Genomic DNA, 24,025 nt, shown 5'->3' on the forward strand with positions numbered 1-24,025 from the left:
GTACAACAAGATCGCCGATCGCACTAGCTTGATCAGGTCCCGCAGCAAAGATATTTTTGGAAAAAGAAGGATACCCAGCGTCCGATTTCTTTTGTATAATAATACAAACGCAAACAAAACCAAATTCGCTGAATCGAAGGAGGCCTACGAGAACACGCTATGGCACAAGCGCATAAGATCAACGACGGTTCGGGCCGCAAGCCGCGGCTGGACATCCAGCAATCCTGGTGGGCTATGAACGGCGTCGGAAACGGCGAACGGGAATGGACCGTGGAGGAGAAGTTCGAGAAGATTGCTGAAGCCGGCTTTACCGGCATATTGAGCGGAATTCCGGCCCCTGAAGAGCAGGATCGCTGGCATCGCCTGCTTGAGGAATACAACCTCAGCTTCGGCACGCATGCTTTCCCATACCGAAGGGAAGATCTCACGCCGGTGCTTCGGGACGCCAAGCAATTCGGCGCGCAGTATGTCAACGCTCAGGTGATGGACTCCTTTGTCATCGGGGACGAAGCGATCCGCTTGCTGCAGAGCTTGACGGAAGAAGCCGCCGTCCACGGCGTCCCGTTCATGGTAGAGACGCACCGGGCCCGCGTCACGCAGGACCTGCACCGGACGGCCGATTATGTAAACGCTATCCCCGGCCTGCGGCTTACTATCGATTTCTCGCACTATGTCGTGGCGGGAGAGATGACCCATAGCGGCATCATCGAAAAAGCGGAGCCGCTGCTCGATACGCTGCTGCGCCGCACATCCGCCCTGCACGGACGGGTGTCCAACGGGGAGCAGGTTCAAGTCGATATCGGACCGAACGGAGAGCATGGCATGGTCGAGCATTATCTCAGATGGTGGTCCAAAGGAATCGCTTACTGGCTTCAGGAAGCGCAGCCCGGCGACGTGCTGCCGTTCGTCAGCGAGCTCGGCCCTCCGGGTTATGCGATTACCTCCGACGGCTACTCCTGCGGCCGCGCCGAAATATCCGACCGCTGGCAGCAAGCGCTTGTATTTAAGCGGCTGGCCGAGGAAGCTTGGCGCACGGCAGCCGGCGAAGCCTAATCCGTCTATTTCTATTTAATTAAGACTTATCCAAGCAGCGATGCGATGCAGCAGTCCAAGCGCAAGCCCGCCCGCAATATGGAACATGCGGCGGCTTGACTTGGGCTGTTTGTCTGCCGACCCGGATGCCTAAGCGTGCGGAGAGGCTGCCGCCGGATTCCAGCCGTCCGGCCCGCCGAGCACCTTCTCCGCCGTACATTCGCGCGCCTCTTCCTCCGTAAGCCGACCGGACCAGCCGACCCTCGCTTCAGGGTTCGCTCCATCTCCGCGCGAGGCATATTCGCCATAACGGGATGTGCGCTCTCGCGCCGGATCATTCCAGTTATGCCAGCCTTCCGGCTTAATCGATCCGTCCATCTCCGTGCGAATCCAGACGACGCGGGCATGCGGCCGCCACGGCCTGCCGAGATATACGTCGGAGGCTCCCGGGTCCGACGTTACTTTACAGTCGAGAAACACATAGCCGTGTTCTTGATGCTCGGGCGTCGAGGCCGCCGTCAAGTAGCCTCCCTTGCGCTTGCAATGAATTTCGCAATGGGAAAATACGGCGCTGGCGGGTCCGAAAATAAAGTCGACATCCCCCTCGATACGGCATGACTCGTAGTACTGCCTGCTTTCTCCCGTATACAGCGTATCTTGAAAGCCGAGGAACGTCACCTCGCGAAATACGGCTCGGTCTCCCGTTACGAATGCAGCCACCGCCTGCCCGGCTCCTTGTCCTGAGCCGTTGCGAATCGTCAGCCGTTCAGCGGTAAAATCGTCGCCGTGAAAAAAAGCGCTGGCGCTGCGGAACGTGCCGAGCGGCTCTCCGTCCGTTCCGATCGTCTTAGCACGATCCGAATAGGTCAGCACGACTCCGTCCCGGCTCTCGCCGATGAAATGCAGCCGGCATTTCTCCTTGGGAACGGTCAGCTTCTCCTCGTACACTCCGTTCTTGATATCGATGACGACCGGCTCCCTGCTTCCTGAAGGAGCCGCATCGACCGCTGCCTGAACCGTCGGGAAATCCCCTTCCCCGTTAGGGGCCACCACGATTCTCATGATTTCCTCTCTCCTTCCCCTGAACGAAATCTTCTACAAACGTATTATGCTCACAATCAAACTCAAGTTTCTTCTCTAATTCATGCTCGATTGCATCAAAACTTTCATATTCTTGTCCTTGCATAAAGACGGGAACCGACGCCGCCCGCTAGGCAGCTTCCGGTTCCCGTTTGACTTCGCTGGTGCAAATGTCTTTAGCCCTTTGCTTCAGGCGCCGCCGCAGCCGCTTCTACCGTCAGCTTCCATTCCCCTTCGAGCGAAGCTTCCCCAGCCCGCAGGAGAATGCGATACACGGCATCGCCCCAGACCGGCTTCATCCGGGCATCCTCCACCGCGATGGCTTCCGCCGACGCATGCAGACGCTCAGCGTCATAATGAAGCAGCAGACGCTCGCCATGCTCGTTCTCCAGCTCGATCACGCCGTCCTCGCGCAGCAGCGGCCGCTGCAGCGACAGCAAGCTCAGCACGATGTCGGCCGTGGCCTCCTGCAGACGGTAAACGTCCTTGATCTCCACCTCTGCGCAGCCTCCGGCGCGATGCAGCGCGCACGTGCGACGCCACGAGACGATTCCCGCTTCTTCCGGATAGGCGCCGGACAGCTCCATGGAGACGCGGGCGCGCTCATCGTCAGCGCTGTACTCCACGCCGGTCGCCCGGTACTCCTTCCCGGGCTGCTGCTGGACGCCGTTAACCGTCGGCAGGCTGTGGTAAGCGGATTGCATCGTCCATATTTCGTAACGCCGCGGAGAGAACGTCTTCGCCGTGTAGCTCTCCACTCCGGCATCGATCAGAAACGGATGGCCGTTGTAGTAAACGACGAAATGGCCGACATCGTTATGATTATGGCTTTCGTCGTTATGCCCGCCCTTGGCGGCCAAATACAGCCCCGCGCTGCTATCTCCCCGCTCCCTTGCGGCAAATATATGCGTATCCTTCAGCCACACGTCGCGCTCATAAGGAGGAGAAACCGGCTCCCGCAGCAGCTCGTTGGCATCCATCAGCTCGGCGACAATCCGGTGCAGCGAAGGAATTTTGTCGCGGAAGAACCCGTTGCCCTGGAACGCATACGCTCCAAGCCGGCTCATCCTGGCATCGCCGATCCGCTTCCCGTAGCGGTACACCAAATCTCCCGCTATCGTGAGCTTGGCATCGCCGTCAGCGAAGTTGACGAAGTGGTTGCCGTCGATATGCACGCGGTAAATGTACTTGCCGATTTCTTGAATGAGCGGCTCGCCGTAGAAATCGATTTGTCCGCCCGTCGCCTCGTACAGCAGCTCCAGACAGTCGAACAGCGAAGCGCCCGCGCGCCCCCAATAGCTGGCTCCTTCGTCGCAGCCGCCGTCCGGATGGTAGACGCCGACGAACGCGTCGAGACTGCGCGCCGCTTTGGATACCGCCCTGCTGCGCACGAACGGATCTTCCTCCAGCACGAGCAGCGCCGCCAAGCAGTTGGAATGAATCCACGGATTCCAATTGTTGACCGTGCGGTCGATGAAGCCCATCCACCAGAAGTCCTCCCGGTCCAAATACGGCTCGATGATGCGCCGGCGGATCTCATGGCGGATGCGTCTGCCGATCATCGGCTCCTCCCGTTCAAGCTGTGCGTCCAATAAATAGGCGGTCCATGTCAGCAGTGCTCCGGTCTCCGCAGCGAATAAGTCGATCACCTGCTCGGTCACATCGGGCAGCGCAAAGCCGCGGCTTTGCAGAGATATCGACATATGGGCGGGAACGACCCAATAGGTTTCTTCGCATAAGCACCAGATTCCATTCATGATCGGCTCCATGAAACGTCCTTGCCCTTCGAGACATTCCGCTACAACCAGTTCGGTAAGCGCCCTTCTCCGCTCGAAATAAGCGGCTTCATACTTGGTGCGGTTGCCATTGCGGACAAAATCCATATACCGGACGGCGGGCAGCGCCGGCCATTCGAACGCAAGGCGCTCCTGCGCCCATTCGATCCATTGAGCGCGGATACTGTCCGGCACCGCCTCCCAGAATGCCCGTTCTCCCGCTTTGGGAAACGGATGGAACTGCGCCGCCGACTGCAGACGTTCGGCCGCATACTCCTGTGTCACCGTTGAACTGAACATCGTTTACCTCATCCCCTCAGGATCGGAATCGTGGCCGCTAAGCCTACTGTCATTGTATCCTTAACTTTCGCTCAAAGCCTACTATCATCTGAAAAGATTAATAGAATCGCCGGGCAACAAGCCGCTTCATCCATAATCACAAGAAATGATTATCGCCCCCGGAATCGCCCCCCGCCCCCGCCGCTGCGGGCTTTCCTCCCATGCAAGGTGTCAGATGAAATGATTGTTTCTTTTTGCCGCACCGTCTCCTACAATGATCGCAAGAGGCGCAGTTCTACCAGCCGTGCAGCCCACTTAAACAAGGAGTGTGAATATATGAAAGCGGATACCGCAGAGACGAGCCTTGACATCTCCCCTTCCGCCAAACGAATCCGACCCGGTTGGAAACAGCATTTGATGGATTGGGACTTGTATTTACTGCTGGCCCCCGGCCTGTTCTACTTTCTCATCTTCAAATATTTGCCAATGTGGGGAATTATTATCGCTTTTCAAGATTACAGCCCGTTTCAAGGGATTTTGAACAGCGATTGGGTCGGATTCAAACATTTTATCCGGCTGTTCCAATACGACAAGTTTTGGGAAATTTTTCGCAATACCATCTTAATTAGCTTGTATAACCTGATCTTCTTCTTTCCGGCCCCGATCGTCATCGCGCTTCTTCTTAATGAAGTTAGAAGGTCGTGGTTCAAGCGCTCCGTACAGACGATTATTTATTTGCCGCATTTTATTTCGTGGGTCGTCGTCGCAGGCATTACCTACCTGCTTCTCGGCACGCAGGGCGGAATCGTCAACGAAGTGATCAAGGCGTCCGGAGGCGAAGCGCTCTCCTTCCTGACAACGCCGGACTGGTTCCGCTCCCTGCTCGTCTCGCAAAGCATATGGAAAGAAGCCGGCTGGGGCACGATCATTTTCCTTGCCGCTCTGTCCGGCGTCGATACCCAGCTCTACGAAGCGGCGATCGTCGACGGAGCCGGGCGCTGGCGTCAGCTGTGGCATATAACGCTGCCGGCCATTCGCAGCACAATCTTTATTTTGCTCATTTTGCGGCTCGGCAACATCCTCGACGTCGGCTTCGAGCATATTTTCCTCATGCTGAATTCCACCGTAACCAGCGTCGGCGACGTGTTCGAAACCTATGTGTACCGGGAAGGACTAATCGGGGGCAAATTCAGTTATACGACCGCCGTCGGACTGTTCAAATCGTTCATCGGTCTGATTCTGGTCGTCGGAGCCAACTGGCTGACCAAAAAATTCGGCGAAGAAGGCGTCTTCTAAACTGGGAGGGAACTACATGCACACCAAACCGACATGGGGCAGCCGATTGTTCGATGCGGCCAATACGCTGTTTCTCATCGCCTGCTCGCTAATCACGCTATTTCCGTTTCTGTACATACTCGCCACCTCTCTGGCTCCGCTGCAGCAGGTGCTGCGCGGGGGCGTCATCCTATGGCCGGAGACGTTTACGTGGGACGCATACCGGACGATTTTCTCGAACACTCATTTTGTACGCTCATTGTATACGACATTTTTCATTACCGTAGTCGGCACGTTCACCAATTTGCTGCTGACGACGTTTATGGCGTACCCGCTGGCCAAAAAAAGGCTCAAAGGGCGCGGCGTCATCTTGTTTCTCGTCGTTTTCTCCATTCTGTTCAACGGCGGATTGATCCCGTCTTATATGATCGTCAAATCGCTGGGATTGATCAACACGGTCTGGTCGCTCATCATTCCCGGCGCAATCAGCGCATTCAATCTGATTATTATGAAAAACTTTTTCCAGGCCATTCCCGAGGAGCTGGAGGAAGCGGCGCGCATCGACGGCTGCAAAAATTGGGGCGTACTGTTCCGTATCGTACTCCCTCTCTCCATGCCGGCTCTGGCCACCTTTACGCTATTTTACGCCGTCGGGCATTGGAATCAATTTTTTGCCGCCGTCATGTACGTAACCAAGCCGAACTTATGGCCGATTCAGGTCGTCTTGCGGCAAATGATTATTGAAGGCTCCACCCAGGATTTCGAGGTCGCGATGGGAGAGCTCAAAATCATCCCCACCACGATCAAAATGGCGGCGATCATCGTCGCGACGGTACCGATTTTGTTCGTGTACCCGTTTTTGCAAAAGCATTTTGCCAAAGGCGTGCTGCTCGGCTCCGTCAAAGGCTGAGGAAGGCTCGAAATTTTTGTATTCCGTATTCGGCTAGCGGTATCACGGACGCAGCTTGACTAAGTGCTTCAAGCGCAATCGAAAAGGCCGACGCGGCCCTCTCCCGCCCACGCCCTTCTCACAGCTATCGCAAGGAGTTCCGCGGCCTTATTCACTTTGCAGCCGGCGCGTCCTGTATGTATAAGCCCCATATTTAAGGAGGTCATTATCATGACAAACAGATGGTCCAAATGGTTATCCGTCTCTACCGTTACCGCGTTTACGGCGACAACGCTGCTCGGCTGCTCGATGGTCCCCGGCGCCGAAGACAATCCTCCTGCCGCTTCCAAAGAGGGCGCCTCTGACAGCGGAGGTACGAAGCGTTTGAAGATCAGCATGATGTTCCCGCTGTACAACGAGCCGCCGCAAAAAAACGAGGTTTGGAAAATGATCGAGGACAAGTTCAACATCGAATTCGAGCCGATGGCCGTCCCTAACAACAGCTATGAAGACAAGCTGAAAGTAACGCTCGCGTCCGGAGACATGCCGGACATTATCCTGTGGACCAAATATCCCGACCCCGAGCTGAACACCTATGTGGCTCAAGGCGCCTTCGCCCCGCTGGACGATCTGATCAAGGCATCGCCCAATATTATGAAAACGCCGCAGGGCATTTTCGACAATATCAAAATTGACGGCAAATTGTACGGCGTTCCCAGAACCCGGGCGCTGAACCGTTCCGCGGTCATGATCCGCAAAGACTGGCTCGACAATCTCGGTCTCCCCGTACCGGCGACGATGGACGACGTGTATAAAACCGCGGTGAAATTTACGACCGACGATCCGGACAAAAACGGCAAAGCCGATACGTTCGGCATCGCCTTCGGGGAGAACGTGTCGCATATGGACCCGCTGTTCATGGCCTTCGATTCCGGCGCCGGCTGGCGGGTGATGGAGGACGGGACGCTGATGAACGACGCGATTACGCCGGGCAAGAAGCAGGCGCTGGAATGGCTGCGCAAGCTGTATCAGGACGGCGGGCTGGACAAAGACTTTGCCGTATTGAAGAACACGCAAGTATGGGAGAAGCTTGAAGGCGGCAAAGCCGGCATTCTGCTTGGAGGACAAACCAGCGATTACGCCCGTTACGTGGAAAATTTGGCTAAAGTCGATCCGAAGGCCAATCTGATTATGATCAAGCCGCCGGCAGGTCCGACCGGGAAATTCGGATACAGCGAAACGTCGGGCTTTTTCGGAGAGTGGGTCATCCCCGCCAAAACCGACAAGGACAAGCTGAAACGGATTATGGAGCTGCTCGACTGGCAGGCCGGCGACGAAGCCTATAACTTAAAGCGGTACGGCGTGGAAGGCGTTCATCATACCAAGAACGCCGACGGAACGTACAAAATTAACGTAGACAAATACAAAGCCGACGGCGTCGATGCCGTCATCGCCCACAACCCTTACGACCCTTACAGCTATGTTGTCTCCTCCGCTCCGGCCGCCGTCCAGAAAGCGCAGAAAGAAAATCTTGATCTGGTCAGGGATATGGGTATTAAAAATCCGGCTCTCTCCTTCGTCGCCCCGTCGGCTCCGGATAAACAGAGCGACTTGAACAAGCTGCGCGACGAAGAATACGTCAAACTGGTGATGGGCAAAGTGCCGATGGACGATTTCGACCGGTTTGTCCAGGAGTGGCTCGATAAAGGCGGACGGCAAATTACGAAGGAAACGAACGACTGGTACAAAACGCAGAAAAAATGACGGCACGGCAGCAGCGCCCCTCCTGGATGAAGTTCTGGCGAGGGGCGCGTATGCGTTCGGGCGCGGGGTTTCGCGCCTCCCATCTCCCGAATAGGGCTTGCAGCCTGTTTTCTCCTGTTCCGGAAGGGAAACGGATATGCAGCACGAACATATATACCAAAGAATACAACGCTTTTGAGAAAAACGTCTATCGACGTCCTTTCACGGATGTTCGACCGCGCTGAGCGGAAATTTTTATCGCTAATAGGAAATATCTTGCTATGCTGACGCTTTAGTAAACTTGCACTTTCCAATGTGGTAAAAAAGGCGGTGGCCCCTGATGCTTACGCTGTGGATTCAACGCATTTGGACGTTCGGCCCTGTGCGGCTGAAGGTCATTATGACGGCTTGCTTGCTGGCTGTCGTGCCGATCGCTATTCTGGGCACAGTTACTTATATGCTGGCCAGCCACAGTCTCTTTCAGGAGATCGGGCAGGCGAATCAGGAAACCGTAAAGCAAGTTCAGGAGCGGATCGACGACAAGCTGATCAACCTCGATAAGGTCGTGCTTCAGCACGCCTTCAATCCGGTGTTCAAGGAATTTTTATCTCAAGAGAATCCTTACGGCGATCCGCAGCTGTTTAGCTCGGTGATGGCCATATTGAACTCGATGGAAGGTCTGATCAACGACAGCGACGGAGTTTATTTGTATATGACGCGTCAAAATCTGATCGTCAGCCCAAGTCAAGGATTGGCTGAAGCGAGCAGACTGCATCCGAGCGTGCTGGAAGCCATTCGATCGCATAAAGAAGCGTTCTTCTGGATTGACCGCAAGCGGTCGCAGCCTACCGTAACGCGGGGCGGCTCTCATGTCGTTACCTTGGTCCGCAAGCTGCCCGCCTCCGTTGTGGACAAGCCTCTCGGGTTTCTGGTCATCGAATTGAACGATCGCGCTTTCTTCGATGTGTTCACCCATATGCAGTTCGGGCGCAGCGGGGAAATGATTATCGTCACGCCTTCGGGCAATATTTTATCGGACTGGAACAAGCAGCTGCTGCAGCCCGACTCCGACGATCCCGTCATTCGGCGGATCGCTGCCGCCTCTCGAGACGAGGAGATGTTCACCCTGCCGATAGGTCAGCAGGACATTTTGTTCAACTATCTGAAATCCGACTATAACGGATGGCGGTATTTATCCGCCGTACCGCTTAAGGAGCTTACCAGCAGCATCCAATGGATTAAAAACGCGACGCTCGCCGTAAGCTCGCTGCTCGTGCTCATCTGCGTCATTGCGGCCGTAACGTTATCCGGCTCTTTCCTTCGCGTGCTTCAAGGCATATTGGATATGGTCCGCAAACGCGGCGGCACGCTGTCTCCTCCTCCGCATGCGACCAAAAATGAATTTAGCCTGCTGCGGCACTATATGGAGTCGCTCCACTCCGCCAACCGCCATCTGGAGCTGCAAATGACCGAATCTCTTCCTCTGCTGCGCGCCAGCTTCCTTCAGCGGCTCGTGACGGAACCGATGCAGCCTGACGAAATCGAAGAAAAGCTGCGCTACTACGGGATCGATATGCCGGCTCCGTATTGTACCGTAATGTGCCTCGAACTCGACCATCTGCGCGGCCATACGGAACGGGATCTTCACCTGTTTTCGTACGCCGCCGTGAATATCGCCAAGGAACTGCTCTCCCGCTGCGCCCACGGCTTCGTCTTCCAGACGCAGACGGACGATATAACCGTCGTGCTGAATCACGGAAGCGATGAAGCCTCGACGCACGAGCTGCAAACCGCCGCCTTCAGCTTGGCGGAGGAACTGCGCAGCGTCATTCAAAGCGTCCTCAAGATCACCGTCACGGCCGGAATCGGCCGCTGTTACCAAGGTAGCTCGCAGATCAAGCTCTCTCATAAGGAAGCGCAAGAAGCATTGCAGTACCAGATGATACACGGCAGCGGCAACGTGTTCTACATCGGAGCCGTAAGTCCGCAAGCCGCCTCCTACGAATATCCGATCGAGCAGGAGCAGTTGATCTTGACCGGCGTGAAGCTGGGGCAGCTGGAACAAGTTTGCGATCAACTGGACGAGTTCGCCGCTCGGCTTACAAATGCTTCCGGAGGAGCCAACTACGACCATGTGCAGCAAGCCTTCGTGCAGTTGATCGCCGCCTCGCTCAAGACGCTGTACGAGCTCGATCCGGAAGAAGGACCGAAGGTGCTGCATTACAACGCCTATCACCGGCTCGGGCGGATGAAAACGAGCGAAGCGATCGTCAAGTGGCTTAAGGAGGAGCTGTACCCCGCCCTGCTTCAACATATTACGCAAAGACGAAGCTTGCGCCAGCGCCATACAATGGAGAAGGTACTCAATTACATTCACGAGCATTATCAGGAAGATTTGACCCAGCCGCTCCTGGCCGAACTAGCTTCGATGCCGACCTCCCAGTTCAGCCACTTGTTCAAAGTCGAAACCAGCATGACGTTAACCGACTACATTATCGCCTTTCGCATGGAGAAGGCGAAGGAGTGGCTTAGAGAGTCGGATTGCAAAGTCGCCGAAATCGCCGATCGGCTGCGCTACAACAATCCGCAAAATTTTATCCGCTCCTTCAAGCGGCTCTGCGGCATGACTCCGGGGGAATACAGGAGCAAATATTCAAGCAAGCAGCAGGCGGCTGCGACTGCCGAAGGATGAACGTCCAGCCGTCGGCTTCCTAAGGCTTTGTATCCCGGCAGGAACAAATCCCCCAAAAGTGACGTGATGCTCTGAAGCTTGTTCCGTCCGCATCCAGCCTAGGCTGGATTGGCGTCTAACCATTCCTCTGGGATCGTTCTATGGGTAGACATTACTTTCGGGGGAGCCCCCGATATCCACAGGAAATTGCTGCGCATCATTTCCTAAACAACGACAAAGAGCTTTCGTGAACGCCAAATTCACGAAAGCTCCTTGTTCGGGAGACGGCCCGATTATCCGTTATACCCCTTCTCTCCGAATGGCTGCAGCCGTTCGATCCATTTGGCTTCGAGGGCAGCCAAATCGTCGGCGATTGCTTTGGGGTTTGACTTCGGTTCTTCGATCAGTTCCAACACTTCGAACGTGAAAGAGTCTTCGCCGAATTCCTTCCAATCCTGTTGCAGCCGTTTGTTGCGGTGACCCTTCATTTCCAGCTCAAACCGCGTACGGTCCCAGATGGCGTCCAGATTGACGCTGCTTCCAACCAGCATTTTGCCGTCCGCCTTGTTGCGGATCGCATAAACGCCCATCGGCCGATTCATCTCTTGATAGGCTTTTACCAATTGTTTGCGCCGCTCCGCCGACAAGGCCGGTGCGCCCTCTTTGACCCAATATGCGCTCCCGTCGCTCTCGCGTTCCATAAACCCGTATTCGATCAAATATCTGCGCAGCGTCACATAATCGTGGTAAGCCGCCAGGAGCACCTCGTTAACCTCTTTCTCCGAGTACGTTCTGCCCCGATCGAAACGTCCGATCAAATGGCACAGCACCATAAATTTGCGCTTCTCCTTCGATGGAAACCGCGCCAGCGGACCGTCCGGCCCTTCCTTAAAATACGATAAAATCGCCGTTTGAAGCTCCTCGTCCCGGACGTCAAACCGATCGTCGCGAATGGCTATCGTGTGCTCGATCGCAGCCGCCCGCCTTTTGCCTGATTGCTTGTCCTGACCTTTATCGGCGTTAAGCTTCTGCTCAAGCAGGTCCATAATGACCAGAAACAGCTTCGCCTGTTTTTCCTTCTCGCGCAGCGCAAAACGATGATTGCGAATCGTCGAAGTGCTGCCCCCGTCCATTTTTTGCACAATTTCGTTATCGCTGTACCCTTCGTAGAACATAGCGAGCAAGTTTTTTTGCAAATCGGACAGCCCGGTCTGCTTCTTGCTTAGGCCAAGCAAATAATCGAACATCGTTCCATGCTCTTCGGCAATATGCACGGCGGTAAATTTCTCCGCCTCGTACATCGTCGTGCCGTCCGAATAAATAATCCCCTTCTCGAAGGAGCTGCCGCAAATAAGGCAAATGAACCGTCCGCTCGCTTCTTCATAACCGTATCCGCGTTTCAAATCTGGGATCGAAGCCTGCCAAAAAAAATCCGAATGATCCACGATCAAACATATCTCCATTTCATTTATATTTATATAGACATCTTATCTATCCGTTTAGTTAGTGTCAAATCGGCCTTTCGGATTTCTCGCGGACGCGCAAACAAGCGGCCTCCAAAACCGCTGGAGAACCGCTTGCTTTCTCAACCGAATTTCTTTTATTGCCCGCCGAGCTCGGCGGATAAAACGATCGGCGCACCGCCTCCGATTCGAATCCGTACTTGTTGCGCGGCGCTGTCGTAATCCGCCTGAAGCGGCTCGCCCTCCGCAAGCCCCCTCACGGCGCGGAATATCGAGATGAAGACGGTTTCCCTCCCACGTCTTCTCCGCACCAGCGAGCTCCGCTTGCCGACCGCCGGCATCGCTGTCGTCTCCGCCAAATAAAGCTCCTCCGCGTTCTCCGCGGCCAAGCCGATCAGCTGCAGCCGGTCGCCGCTTCCGCCGCTGTCGTCCCACGTCCACTCCATCGACCAGCGGCTGCCGTCCGAATCTGCGCGCCGAACGTCGCGGAAGAAGGCGTAGCCGTCCTCGGTCCCCAGCGCGGCTTCGGCAGCGGGGCTCCACTCAGGCGAGCCCGCTCCCGCAGCCGGCCGCCCTTGCGTATGGATAATCCAATCCACCTGCTGCTCCGCCTCGCATTGGACGTGGAATACGTCGAGCAGCACGTCGGCGTGAAGGACGACTTTGCGCCGCAGACGCGCTCCGGGATAGGCCCCGTCGACGGCCATCACCGCTTCCAGCGTCCCGTCCGGATGCGCCCGCGTCCATTCGACGACGCCTTCCGCTTCCGCTTGGGAACGCCCGCCGATCGCTACCGTATTGTGAGCGGCGGTCTGCTTGAAGTAATCGAAATGGATCGAATTGCCGTACGGCAGCATGCCCGCGTCCGTCAGCCAAGGATGCCCGCCCGCATAATACAGCAGGTTCAACTTGTCCTGATGGCCGTGCCATCCTCCGTGTTCGCCGTAATCGATCGTCGCGACCCGGCCGAGCTCCGGCGACGAAGCCTGCCGCTTCATAAACAGCATGCCGGCCTTCTGCAAGTGCACGAAGCCGTCGTCCGCTATCTCCGCTTGGTTCCGGCCGCCCTGCGCCTCCTCGAAGCCGAACAAAATGCTGTACAGCGATTCCCTCGGGCCGCGGGCGACGATCTCGCTCCCCAATCCGAAATACCGGTTCGCCATTTCGTACAGATGCGCGTACCGCGTCAGACTCACTTCCCCCGAATCGTGAATCGGCGGCAGCGTTCCGTCCGGCAGCATGCATTCGAGCGGCGCGCGGAACATCGACTGGAATCTCGGCTCCTCGTACAGCCGGAGCCCGAAGCTCTCGCCCGCGAGCACGATCAGCGTCTGCGCTTCCAGCGTATAGAAGTGGTAGCCCCACGCCCCTTCGTACCAGAAGCCGTCCTCTCCCAGACTGTTCGCCATCTGAAAGTAAAACCCGTTCTCCGGATCGTGAACGGCCTGACGCATCATCTCCTCGTCGCCTAAAGCGGCGGCGACCAGCGCCTTGGCCGCATTGTGATACGTTTGCCAATTCGATATGCCGGCCGGGTTGTTCGCGATCACATCGAGCGCGGGAAGCAGCAGCTGATCGGCGATCATGCGGCTCTCCTCCGCCGTAAATACCCCTTGGCGCTCTAGGATATGATAACCCTGCGCCAGCAAGCACAGCCAGCTCGCTTCCGACAAAGTCTGGCACATGACTTTCCCCGACGTATGGCCCGCTCCGCCGTACCGGTCATGCAGCGGATACCGGTCGTACTGCCGCGCGTAAATCAGCAGCACGCGCTTAGCCCATTCTCCCCAGCGTTCTCCGCCTTCCATCGCATATATCAATGCCGCATTGCGGCATATTCTGCCGTAATTCCAATGCTCGTTGGCAATGGCCACCTCATCCCACGGCGATCCGCTCCAAACGCTGGAACAAGTCGGGCAGCGATGATGATGACGATCTATCAAGACGAGCCGGTCCCCGTCGTTCGGACAGTTGTAATCGTGGCTCCAGCCGCTTCCCGAAAGCGGGATGTCGATCGGCTTGTCCAACGCAGGCTCCGCCTGACGGCGGAAATGCTCATAGGCGTTCATCGCCTGCGGGTAACGCTTACATTTATCTTGGACTCGGCTGAAAAATTCCTTGCTCCACATAGGTATTCCCCCTTCAAGTCGCTAATCCGGCCCGTCCTGCTCCTTCGGGCCGGCAAGCTCGCATCTGTTGCCGCACTGTTCATGCTACCAGAAAGCTCCGGGGCAAAGTTTCGGTCTATTGCGAAAAAATGTCGCTACTTTACGTTTCACAAAGACCGTTTCAGGCCGCTGGTATGAAAAGGAATTAAAAATCCTTCGATAACATCGCTTTGCAGTATTGTGTTTTATAAACGGATGTCATATAATCACTTGTACGATTATTAATGGAGTGACCACACAGTGACCTTACTATATAATGAATCCTTACATATGAATGAAACGGTACATACATCCGAAGCCTCCGAGGACGAAGGGCTCCCGCCCTTGTCCGCCGCATTTGCCGAGGAGCCTTCCGCCATCAGCCCTACCCTGCAGCGCATTCTCGATTACTTGTGTCCCTGTCCGGCGTTTATCGCCGATCGCCGCTGCAACATCATAGGCTGGAACAAGGCCGCCAGCGCCGTTATGCGCAGCCTCGGCCCGATCAGCATCGAGGAGCGGAACATCGTGTGGCTTTCTTTCATGAAGCGCGAGCTGCAGGAGCTTGTTGTCAACTGGGAAGATTTCGCCAAAGATTTCTTGTCCATCTTCCGCAATTATTACGGTCAATACGGAGCCGATCCTTGGTATGCCGAATTCGCCGAGCAATGCGGCAGGCTCAATCCGCAGTTTACCCAGTTGTGGCAGCACAGCGATCTTGTCACGACGCCGGTAACGGTTCGCGAGTTTAACCATCCGGAAGCCGGCAACATGCACTTCGAAATTACTTCGTTCCAGGTATACGCCCATGCCGACCTTCGCTGCTGCGTCTATACTCCATTGCCGGAATCGGAGACCGAGACGAAGATGAAGCAATTGCTAAGCGCCATCTGAGAAAAACGTCTTTCGACGTCGCAGGCCGACCTGCGAATTATCGCGCTTTCCTTCGCTGTGCGTCATCGCCCTCCAAGTACTCTGCTAAGCGAATAAGCCGCCGTTAAGACGGCAAAACCGCCTGTGAACCGGCCGTAAGCCGGATCGCAGGCGGTTTTGCTTTCTTATGCCGCTACGCCTCTCCTCTAACCCGGAGAGACGGCCTTCTCCTCGCCTTCCTCGCGAAACCATAAATGCCGCAGTTCCCCGCTCGTCTCAAGAAGCCGTTCAAGCGTACCCTCAGCCTCGATGCGCCCGTCCTTCAGCACGATAATATGATCCGCATGGGACAGCGCCGTCTTGCGGTGCGAGATGACCAGGCATGTCGCCTCGCCCTCGCGCTGCTCATAGATACGCTCCCACAGCTTGCGTTCGGTTTCGACGTCCAATGCGCTCGACAAGTCGTCGAACACGAGCAGCTCGGCGTCGCGGACGAACATGCGCGCCGCTGCGGTCCGCTGTGCCTGACCGCCGGAGAGCTTCACGCCGCGCGGTCCGATGATCGTATCCAGTCCTTGCCCCAGTTGACTTATATCGCGTTCAAGCACGGCCGAATGAATCGCCTCCTGCAGCGGAGCCGTCTGCCGATCCAAGCCGAGAAGGATGTTATTGCGCAGCGTGTCGCTGTACAGCCTCGGCACCTGCGGCGTATAGGCGCTGTGCGGCGGGGTGAAGAATTCGCCGGGCTCGGTCACCTGCTGCCGGTTCCATTCGATGCGGCCTTCGTCCATCGGCAGGAGGCCGAGCAGCGTACGGACGAGCGTCGTCTTGCCGGAGCCGATGCGGCCCGTAACGACCGTGAACGATCCGCGCGGAATGCGCAGCGTGATATTCTCGATCCCTCTGCCCGTTTCCGGATACCGATAAGTCAAACCGCTCACCTCCAGCAGCTCCAGACGGCCGCCTTCCGCATGAGGGCGCGTGACCTCGAAAGCGCCTGTCTCCTGAAGCTCCGACCGCAAATACAAAGGATGATACTCGGTCGCCACCGCCAGATCCGCCCCTTGCATCAGCCGCTCCAGACGGTCCTTCGATACCGTGCATTGCTTGAAATATGTCAGAAACTTGCCGAAGTTCTGAATGAACTGAGTGACGAACGTCAAGTAATAGACGAACAATGCGAAATCGCCGACCGTGAAGCTGCCGCTGCGCATCGACTGCGCCGCCAGGAGCAGAATCAATCCGGTCCCGATGTTAACCGTGTTGGAAAAGACCGAATCCAGCATTTGCGTCAGCAGCTTATCCTTCAGCATCGCCTGCCGGCGGTTGTCGTTCAGCTCCCGGAAACGGCGGATTACTCTCCCTTCCGCTCCCGCCACCTGAATCGACTGAACGGTGCTGAACATTTCGCTGATCGCACCCGTTACTTGGCTCGTCGCCTCGCGGCTTGCCGCCCGGTATTTTTGCAGCAGCGTCGTCGAGAGCTGGGCGATCGTTACGACGAAAACCAAGGGAAGGAACACCCACAGCGTCATCGTAGGGCTAATGCCGTATAAAATGACGAAGGATACGACCGCAAAACAGGTCATGCCGAACGCATCGACCGACCAGCTGATCGTCTCCTCAACCTGGTCGACGTCATCGCGGAAGCTGCTGATGGCTTCTCCGGGGGAGCAAGGAATCGCCTTCGCTCCCGGCTCCTTCAAAATATGCTTCAGCATGTTTCGGCGCAGCAGCGCTCCGATCCGAAAGCGAAAGCTGATATCGGTGATGAAACCGAAAATAATCAGGAACGACTTGCCTATCGCCGCCGCCAGCAGCAGCGCGATCAGCGACCAGACGCCGAAGCCGTACGCGCTTTCCCCCGACAGCGTATCGAAAAACTGCTTCGTCACCCACCCCGGAACGATAGGAGCCAAATAAATGAGCGACCAGGCGATCGCATTGATGAAATACAATAGCGGACGGTACTTCGTCAGCCGCCATAAAAACCGAAACGTGCTCATGCCAGCATTTCCTCCATTCCGACCTGAAGCATTTGGCTGTATTTGGACTTATGATCCGACGCCAGCCGTGCGCGATCTCCGAATTCAATGACGCGGCCTTGCTCCAGAATGAGAATTTGATCGGCCCTCTGGATCGTGGCCAGCCGGTGCGCGATAATGATGCAAGTACGGTTCACCAGCAGCCGGCTGATCGCCTGCTCGATCTTCTGCTCGGTTGCCGGGTCCAGCCGGGAGGACGCTTCATCCAAAATAATAAGGCCGGGATCGGACAAAAACACGCGCGCGAACGATATGAGCTGGGCCTCTCCGGCCGACAATCCGCCGCCCCCCGATTCCAGCGCGCTGTCCAGTCCGGACGGCAGGGAACGGAACCATTCCTTAAGCCCCAGCTCCTCCAGCACATGAATAATATCCGTATCCGCAATATCTTCCCTGAAGAAAGTCAGATTGTCGCGCACCGTTCCTTGAAAAATTTCGATGTTTTGCGTGACCATCCCGACCCTTTCCCGCAGGTCGCTCAGCTTCGCGTCGCGAATATCGACATCTCCGAACGAAATGCCGCCGCTGCGCACATCGTAGAAGCGGAGCAGCAGCCGGGCCAGCGTCGTCTTGCCGCTCCCCGTGCGTCCCAGCACGCCGAGCACCTTGCCCCGCTCCAGCCGGAAATCAATGCCGTCCAGCGTCGTTATGTCGTCCTCATAGCCGAAGTCGACTTGATTGAAGCGCACGGATAACGGCCCCGCAGGCAGCGGCAGACCGATCCCGTCGCGGATCGCCGGCTGTGTGGCGAGCAGCTCGCGAATGCGTATGATGCTTGCGTCCGCTTTTTGCAAATCTTCCATTTGCGTGCGGATTTTCTCGATCGGTTTAGCCATCAGCTCGGTATAATAAAAGATCATATAGACCGTTCCGAGCGTAATGGAGCCGTGCTTCCAATAATAGGCGCTTAGCGCGAACGCAATCGCGTTGCCGATGGCGAAGACGACGAGCGTCGTAATCCACATGCTCGCCCAACCCATAAAAGCTTTCGTGCGAAGCGGCAGCCACTCCCGAATTAACCGGAAGAAGCGATGCATGACGTAATCGGTGGCGCCGTTCGCCCGCGTATCCTCCGTGCCTTCGAGATGCTCTCCCAGAAAGCCGTAAAATTTGGAGCTCATCTGCCGCAAATTACCCCAATGCGGAACAGCGAACTTACGTATATATTGAATGGCGTATATAGCGGACACGACGAACAGCGTCATGCCGAGCCCGATGACGAAGCCCTCCCGGAACAGCAGCACGAGCATGCCGACGACAAGCAGCATGTTGCTGAGCAGCGTGACGACGAAGTTGGAGAAGAAGTTTGCCAAGTTGTTAATATCGCCGTCCACCCTTTCGATAATGGCTCCCGAGGTGTGCGCCTTATGGAAGGACATGTCGAGCTTCATGCAATGCTCGGCGACGTCGCCCCGCAGCTTGTTCGTGGCGATCCAGCCGACGTTTTCGCCGATATAAGTCGCGATAACCGTAATGACCTGCTGCAGCAGCGATACGCCGATGAACAAGCCTGCGGCATACAGCAGCGGCTTCACGCTCTCCTGCGTCTTGGCCGTATCGATGAAATAGCGGATAATTTGCGGATTGATCAGCTGCATGACGATCCCCGCTATGAGCAGAACGGCGAGCCACGCGATACTCTTCTTCTGCGGCCGCAAATAGCTTTGCAGCAGCCCGGCGTATTCTTTTGCCGGTATTTTTGCTTTCATAACCTGAAAATCCTCCTCTATCTGCGCCTGTCTGGAAAAAAAGGGTATGCAAGTAACTTTAGTAGATCGCCGCTGCGGCGTCAACGTATTTTTTGATTGAAAATGAATCTTGGCATCGCTTTCAATTTTGATGTATCGCCTGCCTCGTTCATGCTATAATAGGATCAATTTGGTTGGAATAGGAGCCATGCCTTTATGTCATTCAACTTACGCCGCTATCCTCCCTGGGCCAGGTGGACCGCATTGATTGCAGCCGCCGGACTGCTCGCCGTGCTGCGCAGCTCCTCCCCTTGGGAGGAACCCGAGGAACCCGCTCCCCGCAAGCCGCTGCAGCTGGAAATATCGACGGAAGACTGGAGCCGCGAGCAGTTAAGCCGTGATCCCAATGTGATCGTCGTCCTCAGCGAAGCGTTCTGGGACCCTACGGTCATCGAAGGGCTCAGCTTCAGCCGGGACCCGATCCCTACGTTCCACGCCCTCCAGGAAAAATATACGAACGGCCGGCTGCTGTCCCCCCAATTCGGCGGCGGCACCGCCAATGTCGAGCTCGAAGTACTGACCGGCAATTCCATGCGTTTTCTGCCTGAAGGCTCTATCGCCTACGAGCAATTTATTAAGAAGGACGTCGACTCGCTGGCTAGTATCCTGGGCCGCCGGCAATATACATCAACGGTCATAAGCCCGTTCTACAATTGGTATTTCGACAGCCGCAACGTATACCGGCATTTCGGTTTCTCGCGGTTTATCAGCTTTGAATTTTTCAACCCGAACGAATATGTGGGACCGTATATCGGCGATCACGCCGTAGCCAAACGGATCATTGAGCAAAGCTCGCTGAGCGAAGGGCCCGATTTTATTTTTGCCAATACGATGGAAAATCACTACCATTACTTTGCCAACAAGTTTAAAAGCAATACCATCGACATCAAAGATACGAACGGCAATATGTCCTCAGAAGCGTTGGCCATCTTGGAGACTTATGCTCAGGGAGCCAGCGGAGCGGACGCCATGCTGCATGAGCTGGTTGAGCACTACAGCCGCGTGAAGGAACCGACGATTATCGTCTTCTTCGGCGATCATTTGCCTTTTCTGGAAAAAGATTATTTCGTCTACCGCGAAAGCCGGTACATATCGGGCGAGGACGATCCGGATTTTCTGGACAAAATGTACAGCACGCCCGTACTCGTTTGGAACAATTATTTGCCGCAAAATAAGGAAACGCTGCATATGAGCCCTTCGTTTCTCGGGCCGTACGTGCTTCATTTGGCCAAGCTTGCCGGCAGCGGGTATACGGACTTTTTATACGACTTATACAAGCGCGTTCCGATCATTCCGCCGAAGTCTTATTATGAAGCTATGAATATCCGCGAGGCGGATTTGGCGGAGTATGAAGCCAGGCAGCGGCAAATTCTCGCTTTGGACGAACAAGCGCCGGACGAAAGCGCGGCTCCCGCGAATGATGCCAATTATACGATGGGATATGGCGCACCGTCGATCGCCTCCGTAAGTCCCGCATCGATCCGAGCGGGGGACGGCAAGCTGCCGGATCTGAGGAAATCGGCCTCCGTTACGGTCCGCGGCGGCAAATTCGGCATCGGTACGATAGTCTTCGCCGACGGTCGGCCGCTGCCTACGACATGGCTATCCGAAGAAGCCGTAACGGCCGAAATCCCCAAGAACATGTACGATAAGCCCGGCAGCCTGGAGCTGCAGGTCAAGGTCGTGGACGAGAAAGAGACCGTCCTGGCCGAATCGCAAGTCTACCTGCTGAGCGTAACGAACCAGAAGCCCTGAGCGCCCGCCCTCTTTGTCCGGAGAGCGAGCCTCGGGGCTTGCTTATGCTGAAGCATACAGCAGATAGATTACGGCGATCTGGTCCCCGGGGTTCTGAGCTTGCGGTATTCCGCCGGCGTCATCCCTTTGGTTTCGCGGAAAATCCGCGAAAACGTATTGTAAGATCCGTAGCCGGTCTCCATAGCAATATCCGAAACGTTCATCTCCGTAGAAATTAACAGGCCGCAAGCCTGGCGAATGCGCACCTCGTGCACGAAGGCGAGAAAATTTTGTCCGACTGTTTTTTTGAACAGCTCGCTTAAATAAGGAACGCTAAATCCAAACCGCTCGGCCATCCCCGATAACGTCAGCTCGTCCTGATAATGGTCGTGGATATGGCGGATCACCTGCCAGATGCTGCCTCTGGGTTGGAGCTGAAGCTTGGCGCACGCGGCGGCCCGCTGCCCGCTCCGGCCCCATTCCCTGCGCCGGAAGCGGTCGAACCGGACCAGCACTTCCGTTAGCTTAGCCTTGATTATGGCATTCTTCCATAAGCCAGCGCCTTCATATTCGCTGCGCATCTCCTCCAGTATCGAGCGGATCGTCCCTTGCTCCCGTTCGTCCATCTGCGCAAAAGGGGGCAGCAATTCTTCCGTATAATACGGGTCGATCCCCGGCAGCTCCTCCCCCGGAGCATACAGATGGATGCCGAAGTTGCAATTGTATAAGCGAAGCGGCGCCCCCGGCTCCGATATGATCTCATGGTACTGGTACGGCATGACCAGCGTAAAGGCGCCCGGCACCATAGGATGCTCCACGCCGTTAATCATTTCGGAGCCCCGGCCTTCGATAACATAGGAAAACTCCAAAAAATCATGCCGGTGCGATTCGAACCCGTGCTCCAGCCGGTTAATTCTGAGATGAAACGGAAAGGCCGAATCCATATTCGGGTAATGGGTCAAATATTTCGGGATGATCGCCATGTTATCAATCTCACTCCTGCTGAAAAATTGGGATAACGTTCGTAAAAAATGGGACGCATTTTATACGCTTCCATTTTACTATAAAAAGGAACGCGCCGGCGCAAAATCTGCTATTGCTTGCTTCGCAAAAACGCTTAGCCCACGCTTTCGAAGCAAGTTTTTGCTTCGCAAAAACTCTTAGCCCACGCTTTCGAAGCAAGTTTTTGCTTCGCAAAAACTCTTAGGAGGGTCCACCCATGAACTCGAAAGAACAAATCCGCCTCGGCATTATCGGCGCGGGAAATATCGGCAACGTACATATTCAAACGTTCGGCCAACTGCCCGAGGACGCCTTCATTGAAGCCGTAACGGACTCGTATTATCCGCTGGCGCAGCAAAGGGCCGCCCAGTACGGCATCCCGAAATGCTATCAAAGCGCGGAGGAGCTGATCGCCGATCCGGCCGTTGACGCCGTCGTCATCGGCGTGCCGAACCAGTGGCATGCGCCGCTCGCGGTCCAAGCGCTGCAGGCGGGCAAGCATGTGCTGCTGGAGAAGCCGATGGCCATCGACGTGCCTTCGGCCCGGGAAATCGTCAGAGCGCAGCGCGAGAGCGGCAAGGTGCTGATGATCCCTCATCAGATGCGCTGGGAATGGCTTCCTCTGCAAATTAAAGAGCAGGTCGATAAGGGGGCGCTGGGACATATCTATAACGCCAAAACAGGCTGGTTCCGCCGCAAAGGCATTCCCGGCTGGGGAACATGGTTTACGCAGCGCGAGCAATCGGGCGGCGGACCGCTGATCGACATCGGGGTCCATATGCTCGACCTGGCCTTCTTCCTGATGGGCAATCCTAAGCCGGTGTCCGTATACGGCTCCGCTTATGCGGAATTCGGACCGCGCAAACGCGGGATCGGCACTTGGGGCACCCCGAACTGGGACGGCCGGTTTGACGTAGAGGATTTGGCTACCGCGCTCATCAAGATGGAGGACGGGAGCACGCTTTCGCTGGAAGTCAGCTGGGCCGTCCATATGGATACGGACAGCCAGCACTTCATTCATTTGATGGGCTCCGAGGGAGGGGCGTCCATACGCGGCGGCCAAGGCAAGCTGCTTACCGAAACGTTCGACCGTGCTATCGAAACGAGCCTGGTCACTCCGGAGAAGGACGAAGGCGGACGCGTCCGGCTGAGCCGCCATTTCATCGAATGCATCCGCGAAGGAAAGCAGCCGGATACGTCGGCTATGACCGGATTCACGAACAATCTCATTTTGGATGCCATCTACGAATCGTCCAAAACCGGACATGAAGTGATTCTGGACTGGAATCTGTAGCGCTTTAAGCGAATTTCAACCGTTAAGAGGAGGCCATTTCCATGTTAAAAGGGGTAACACGCGCCGGCATCGGCCAGGCAGGCTCCATCGAATCCTTTATACAAGCCGCCGCCGAGCACGGCTTCGAGGCTGTCGCTGCGGAAGGCAAGGAGCTGGAGCAGTGGATAGCGGACAAAGGCTTGGCCGGAGCGCAGGCTTTTCTGAAAGAACACGGCGTCCAGATCGGTACGATCGGCCTATCCGTGCAATGGCGGACGACGGAAGAAGAATTCCGCTCCGGGCTCGCCAGATTGGCCCAGGATGCGGAAGCGGCCGCCGCTCTCGGCTGCACGGCATGCTGCACTTACGTGCTGCCGTCGACAGACTACTCCGCCGCCCATTTCATGGCGCTGGCTACGCGCCGGCTGCGCACATGCGCGCAGATACTGGCCCCTTACGGCATCCGGCTCGGGCTGGAATTTGTCGGCCCTCATCATTTGCGGACGCGCTGGAGAAATCCTTTCATCTGGGGACTTGCGGAGACGCTGGACTGGATCGACGCAATCGGCGAAAATAACGTAGGACTGCTGTTCGACAGCTATCATTGGTATACTAACGAGCTGGGCGTGGACGATATATTGCAGCTCGATCCTTCCCGGATCGTCCTCGTTCATATTAACGACGCTCCGGCTGTACCGGTAGAGGATGTGCTGGATAACGACCGGCTGTTCCCTGGAGAAGGCGTTATCGATCTGGCCGGATTCCTCGGCGCATTGAACCGGATCGGCTATCGGGGAGTGATTGCGCAGGAAATATTGACGCCGCAGCCGCTCACCGAGCCGAGCAGCGTTCTGCTGAAGCGCTCGCAGGAAGCATTCCGCCGCGTTTATGCGGCCGCCGGTCTGGAATAACCCTTCGGGAAGCGGCCGGCCAAGTAAGCAAGCTGATGCTCGCCGCAGCTGCACATAGCCTTGTAATAAGCCCCGGCGCGAGCCG

General features: G+C 56.2%; 16 protein-coding genes. 9 read left to right on the forward strand and 7 right to left on the reverse strand.

From position 1 onward, the window contains the following. Positions 1-159: 159 nt before the first annotated feature. On the forward strand, positions 160-1,053 hold the full coding sequence (locus N0M98_RS00815) for a sugar phosphate isomerase/epimerase family protein (protein WP_249862316.1): 894 nt from the start codon (positions 160-162) through the stop codon (positions 1,051-1,053). 129 nt (positions 1,054-1,182) lie between these two features. Here the strand turns inward: N0M98_RS00815 and N0M98_RS00820 are convergent, their stop codons facing one another. Further along, the gene (locus tag N0M98_RS00820; protein WP_249862315.1) at positions 1,183-2,094 is read right to left on the reverse strand and encodes a pectinesterase family protein; all 912 of its coding nucleotides are present in this window, start codon (positions 2,092-2,094) and stop codon (positions 1,183-1,185) included. Positions 2,095-2,288: 194 nt separating this feature from the next. Then, complete coding sequence (locus N0M98_RS00825) at positions 2,289-4,187, reverse strand: heparinase II/III domain-containing protein (RefSeq protein WP_249862314.1); 1,899 nt, start codon at positions 4,185-4,187, stop codon at positions 2,289-2,291. A gap of 315 nt (positions 4,188-4,502) precedes the next feature. Between N0M98_RS00825 and N0M98_RS00830 the strand changes: the two genes are divergently transcribed. The 4 genes from N0M98_RS00830 (at position 4,503) to N0M98_RS00845 (ending at position 10,765) form a co-directional block, all read left to right on the forward strand. After that, positions 4,503-5,462 carry an ABC transporter permease gene (locus N0M98_RS00830; protein ID WP_375295432.1) on the forward strand — a complete coding sequence of 320 codons (960 nt, stop codon included), beginning with the start codon at positions 4,503-4,505 and terminating at the stop codon, positions 5,460-5,462. 16 nt (positions 5,463-5,478) lie between these two features. Then, positions 5,479-6,351 (forward strand): carbohydrate ABC transporter permease, encoded by an 873-nt coding sequence (locus N0M98_RS00835; RefSeq protein ID WP_249862313.1) that lies wholly within the window; start codon positions 5,479-5,481, stop codon positions 6,349-6,351. Positions 6,352-6,561: 210 nt separating this feature from the next. Next, positions 6,562-8,094: an extracellular solute-binding protein gene (locus tag N0M98_RS00840; protein ID WP_259616665.1), complete on the forward strand. Its 1,533-nt coding sequence runs from the start codon at positions 6,562-6,564 to the stop codon at positions 8,092-8,094. A 319-nt stretch (positions 8,095-8,413) separates the two neighbouring features. Further along, a complete protein-coding gene (locus tag N0M98_RS00845; RefSeq protein ID WP_259616666.1) occupies positions 8,414-10,765 on the forward strand; it encodes a helix-turn-helix domain-containing protein in 2,352 nt (783 codons plus the stop codon). Between the two features lie 272 nt (positions 10,766-11,037). Here N0M98_RS00845 and N0M98_RS00850 read toward each other — a convergent pair whose 3' ends face one another. Continuing rightward, on the reverse strand, positions 11,038-12,189 hold the full coding sequence (locus N0M98_RS00850) for a DUF2087 domain-containing protein (protein WP_259616667.1): 1,152 nt from the start codon (positions 12,187-12,189) through the stop codon (positions 11,038-11,040). A 155-nt stretch (positions 12,190-12,344) separates the two neighbouring features. Beyond that, complete coding sequence (locus tag N0M98_RS00855) at positions 12,345-14,336, reverse strand: heparinase II/III domain-containing protein (RefSeq protein WP_259616668.1); 1,992 nt, start codon at positions 14,334-14,336, stop codon at positions 12,345-12,347. Positions 14,337-14,645: 309 nt separating this feature from the next. On the opposite strand from N0M98_RS00855, the gene N0M98_RS00860 reads away from it, so the two are divergent. Further along, entirely contained in the window at positions 14,646-15,248 is a 603-nt protein-coding gene (locus N0M98_RS00860; protein WP_259616669.1) for an MmyB family transcriptional regulator, read from the forward strand. A gap of 185 nt (positions 15,249-15,433) precedes the next feature. Here N0M98_RS00860 and N0M98_RS00865 read toward each other — a convergent pair whose 3' ends face one another. Then, positions 15,434-17,233 (reverse strand): ABC transporter ATP-binding protein, encoded by a 1,800-nt coding sequence (locus N0M98_RS00865; protein WP_259616670.1) that lies wholly within the window; start codon positions 17,231-17,233, stop codon positions 15,434-15,436. After that, the gene (locus N0M98_RS00870; RefSeq protein ID WP_249862306.1) at positions 17,230-18,981 is read right to left on the reverse strand and encodes an ABC transporter ATP-binding protein; all 1,752 of its coding nucleotides are present in this window, start codon (positions 18,979-18,981) and stop codon (positions 17,230-17,232) included. Before N0M98_RS00870 ends, N0M98_RS00865 begins: the two co-directional genes overlap by 4 nt. A 195-nt stretch (positions 18,982-19,176) precedes the next feature. On the opposite strand from N0M98_RS00870, the gene N0M98_RS00875 reads away from it, so the two are divergent. Then, positions 19,177-20,775: a sulfatase-like hydrolase/transferase gene (locus N0M98_RS00875; protein WP_259616671.1), complete on the forward strand. Its 1,599-nt coding sequence runs from the start codon at positions 19,177-19,179 to the stop codon at positions 20,773-20,775. Positions 20,776-20,843: 68 nt separating this feature from the next. On the opposite strand, the gene N0M98_RS00880 is transcribed toward N0M98_RS00875, so the two are convergent. Beyond that, a complete protein-coding gene (locus N0M98_RS00880; RefSeq protein WP_259616672.1) occupies positions 20,844-21,737 on the reverse strand; it encodes an AraC family transcriptional regulator in 894 nt (297 codons plus the stop codon). Between the two features lie 236 nt (positions 21,738-21,973). Here N0M98_RS00880 and N0M98_RS00885 point away from each other — a divergent pair, with 236 nt between their 5' ends. Continuing rightward, positions 21,974-23,050 carry a Gfo/Idh/MocA family protein gene (locus N0M98_RS00885; RefSeq protein ID WP_259616673.1) on the forward strand — a complete coding sequence of 359 codons (1,077 nt, stop codon included), beginning with the start codon at positions 21,974-21,976 and terminating at the stop codon, positions 23,048-23,050. 41 nt (positions 23,051-23,091) lie between these two features. Next, positions 23,092-23,940 (forward strand): sugar phosphate isomerase/epimerase family protein, encoded by an 849-nt coding sequence (locus tag N0M98_RS00890; protein WP_259616674.1) that lies wholly within the window; start codon positions 23,092-23,094, stop codon positions 23,938-23,940. Positions 23,941-24,025: the final 85 nt, after the last annotated feature.

The sequence above is a fragment of the Paenibacillus doosanensis genome (assembly GCF_025060755.1).
GTDB classification, from domain to species: Bacteria; Bacillota; Bacilli; order Paenibacillales; family NBRC-103111; genus Paenibacillus_S; species Paenibacillus_S doosanensis.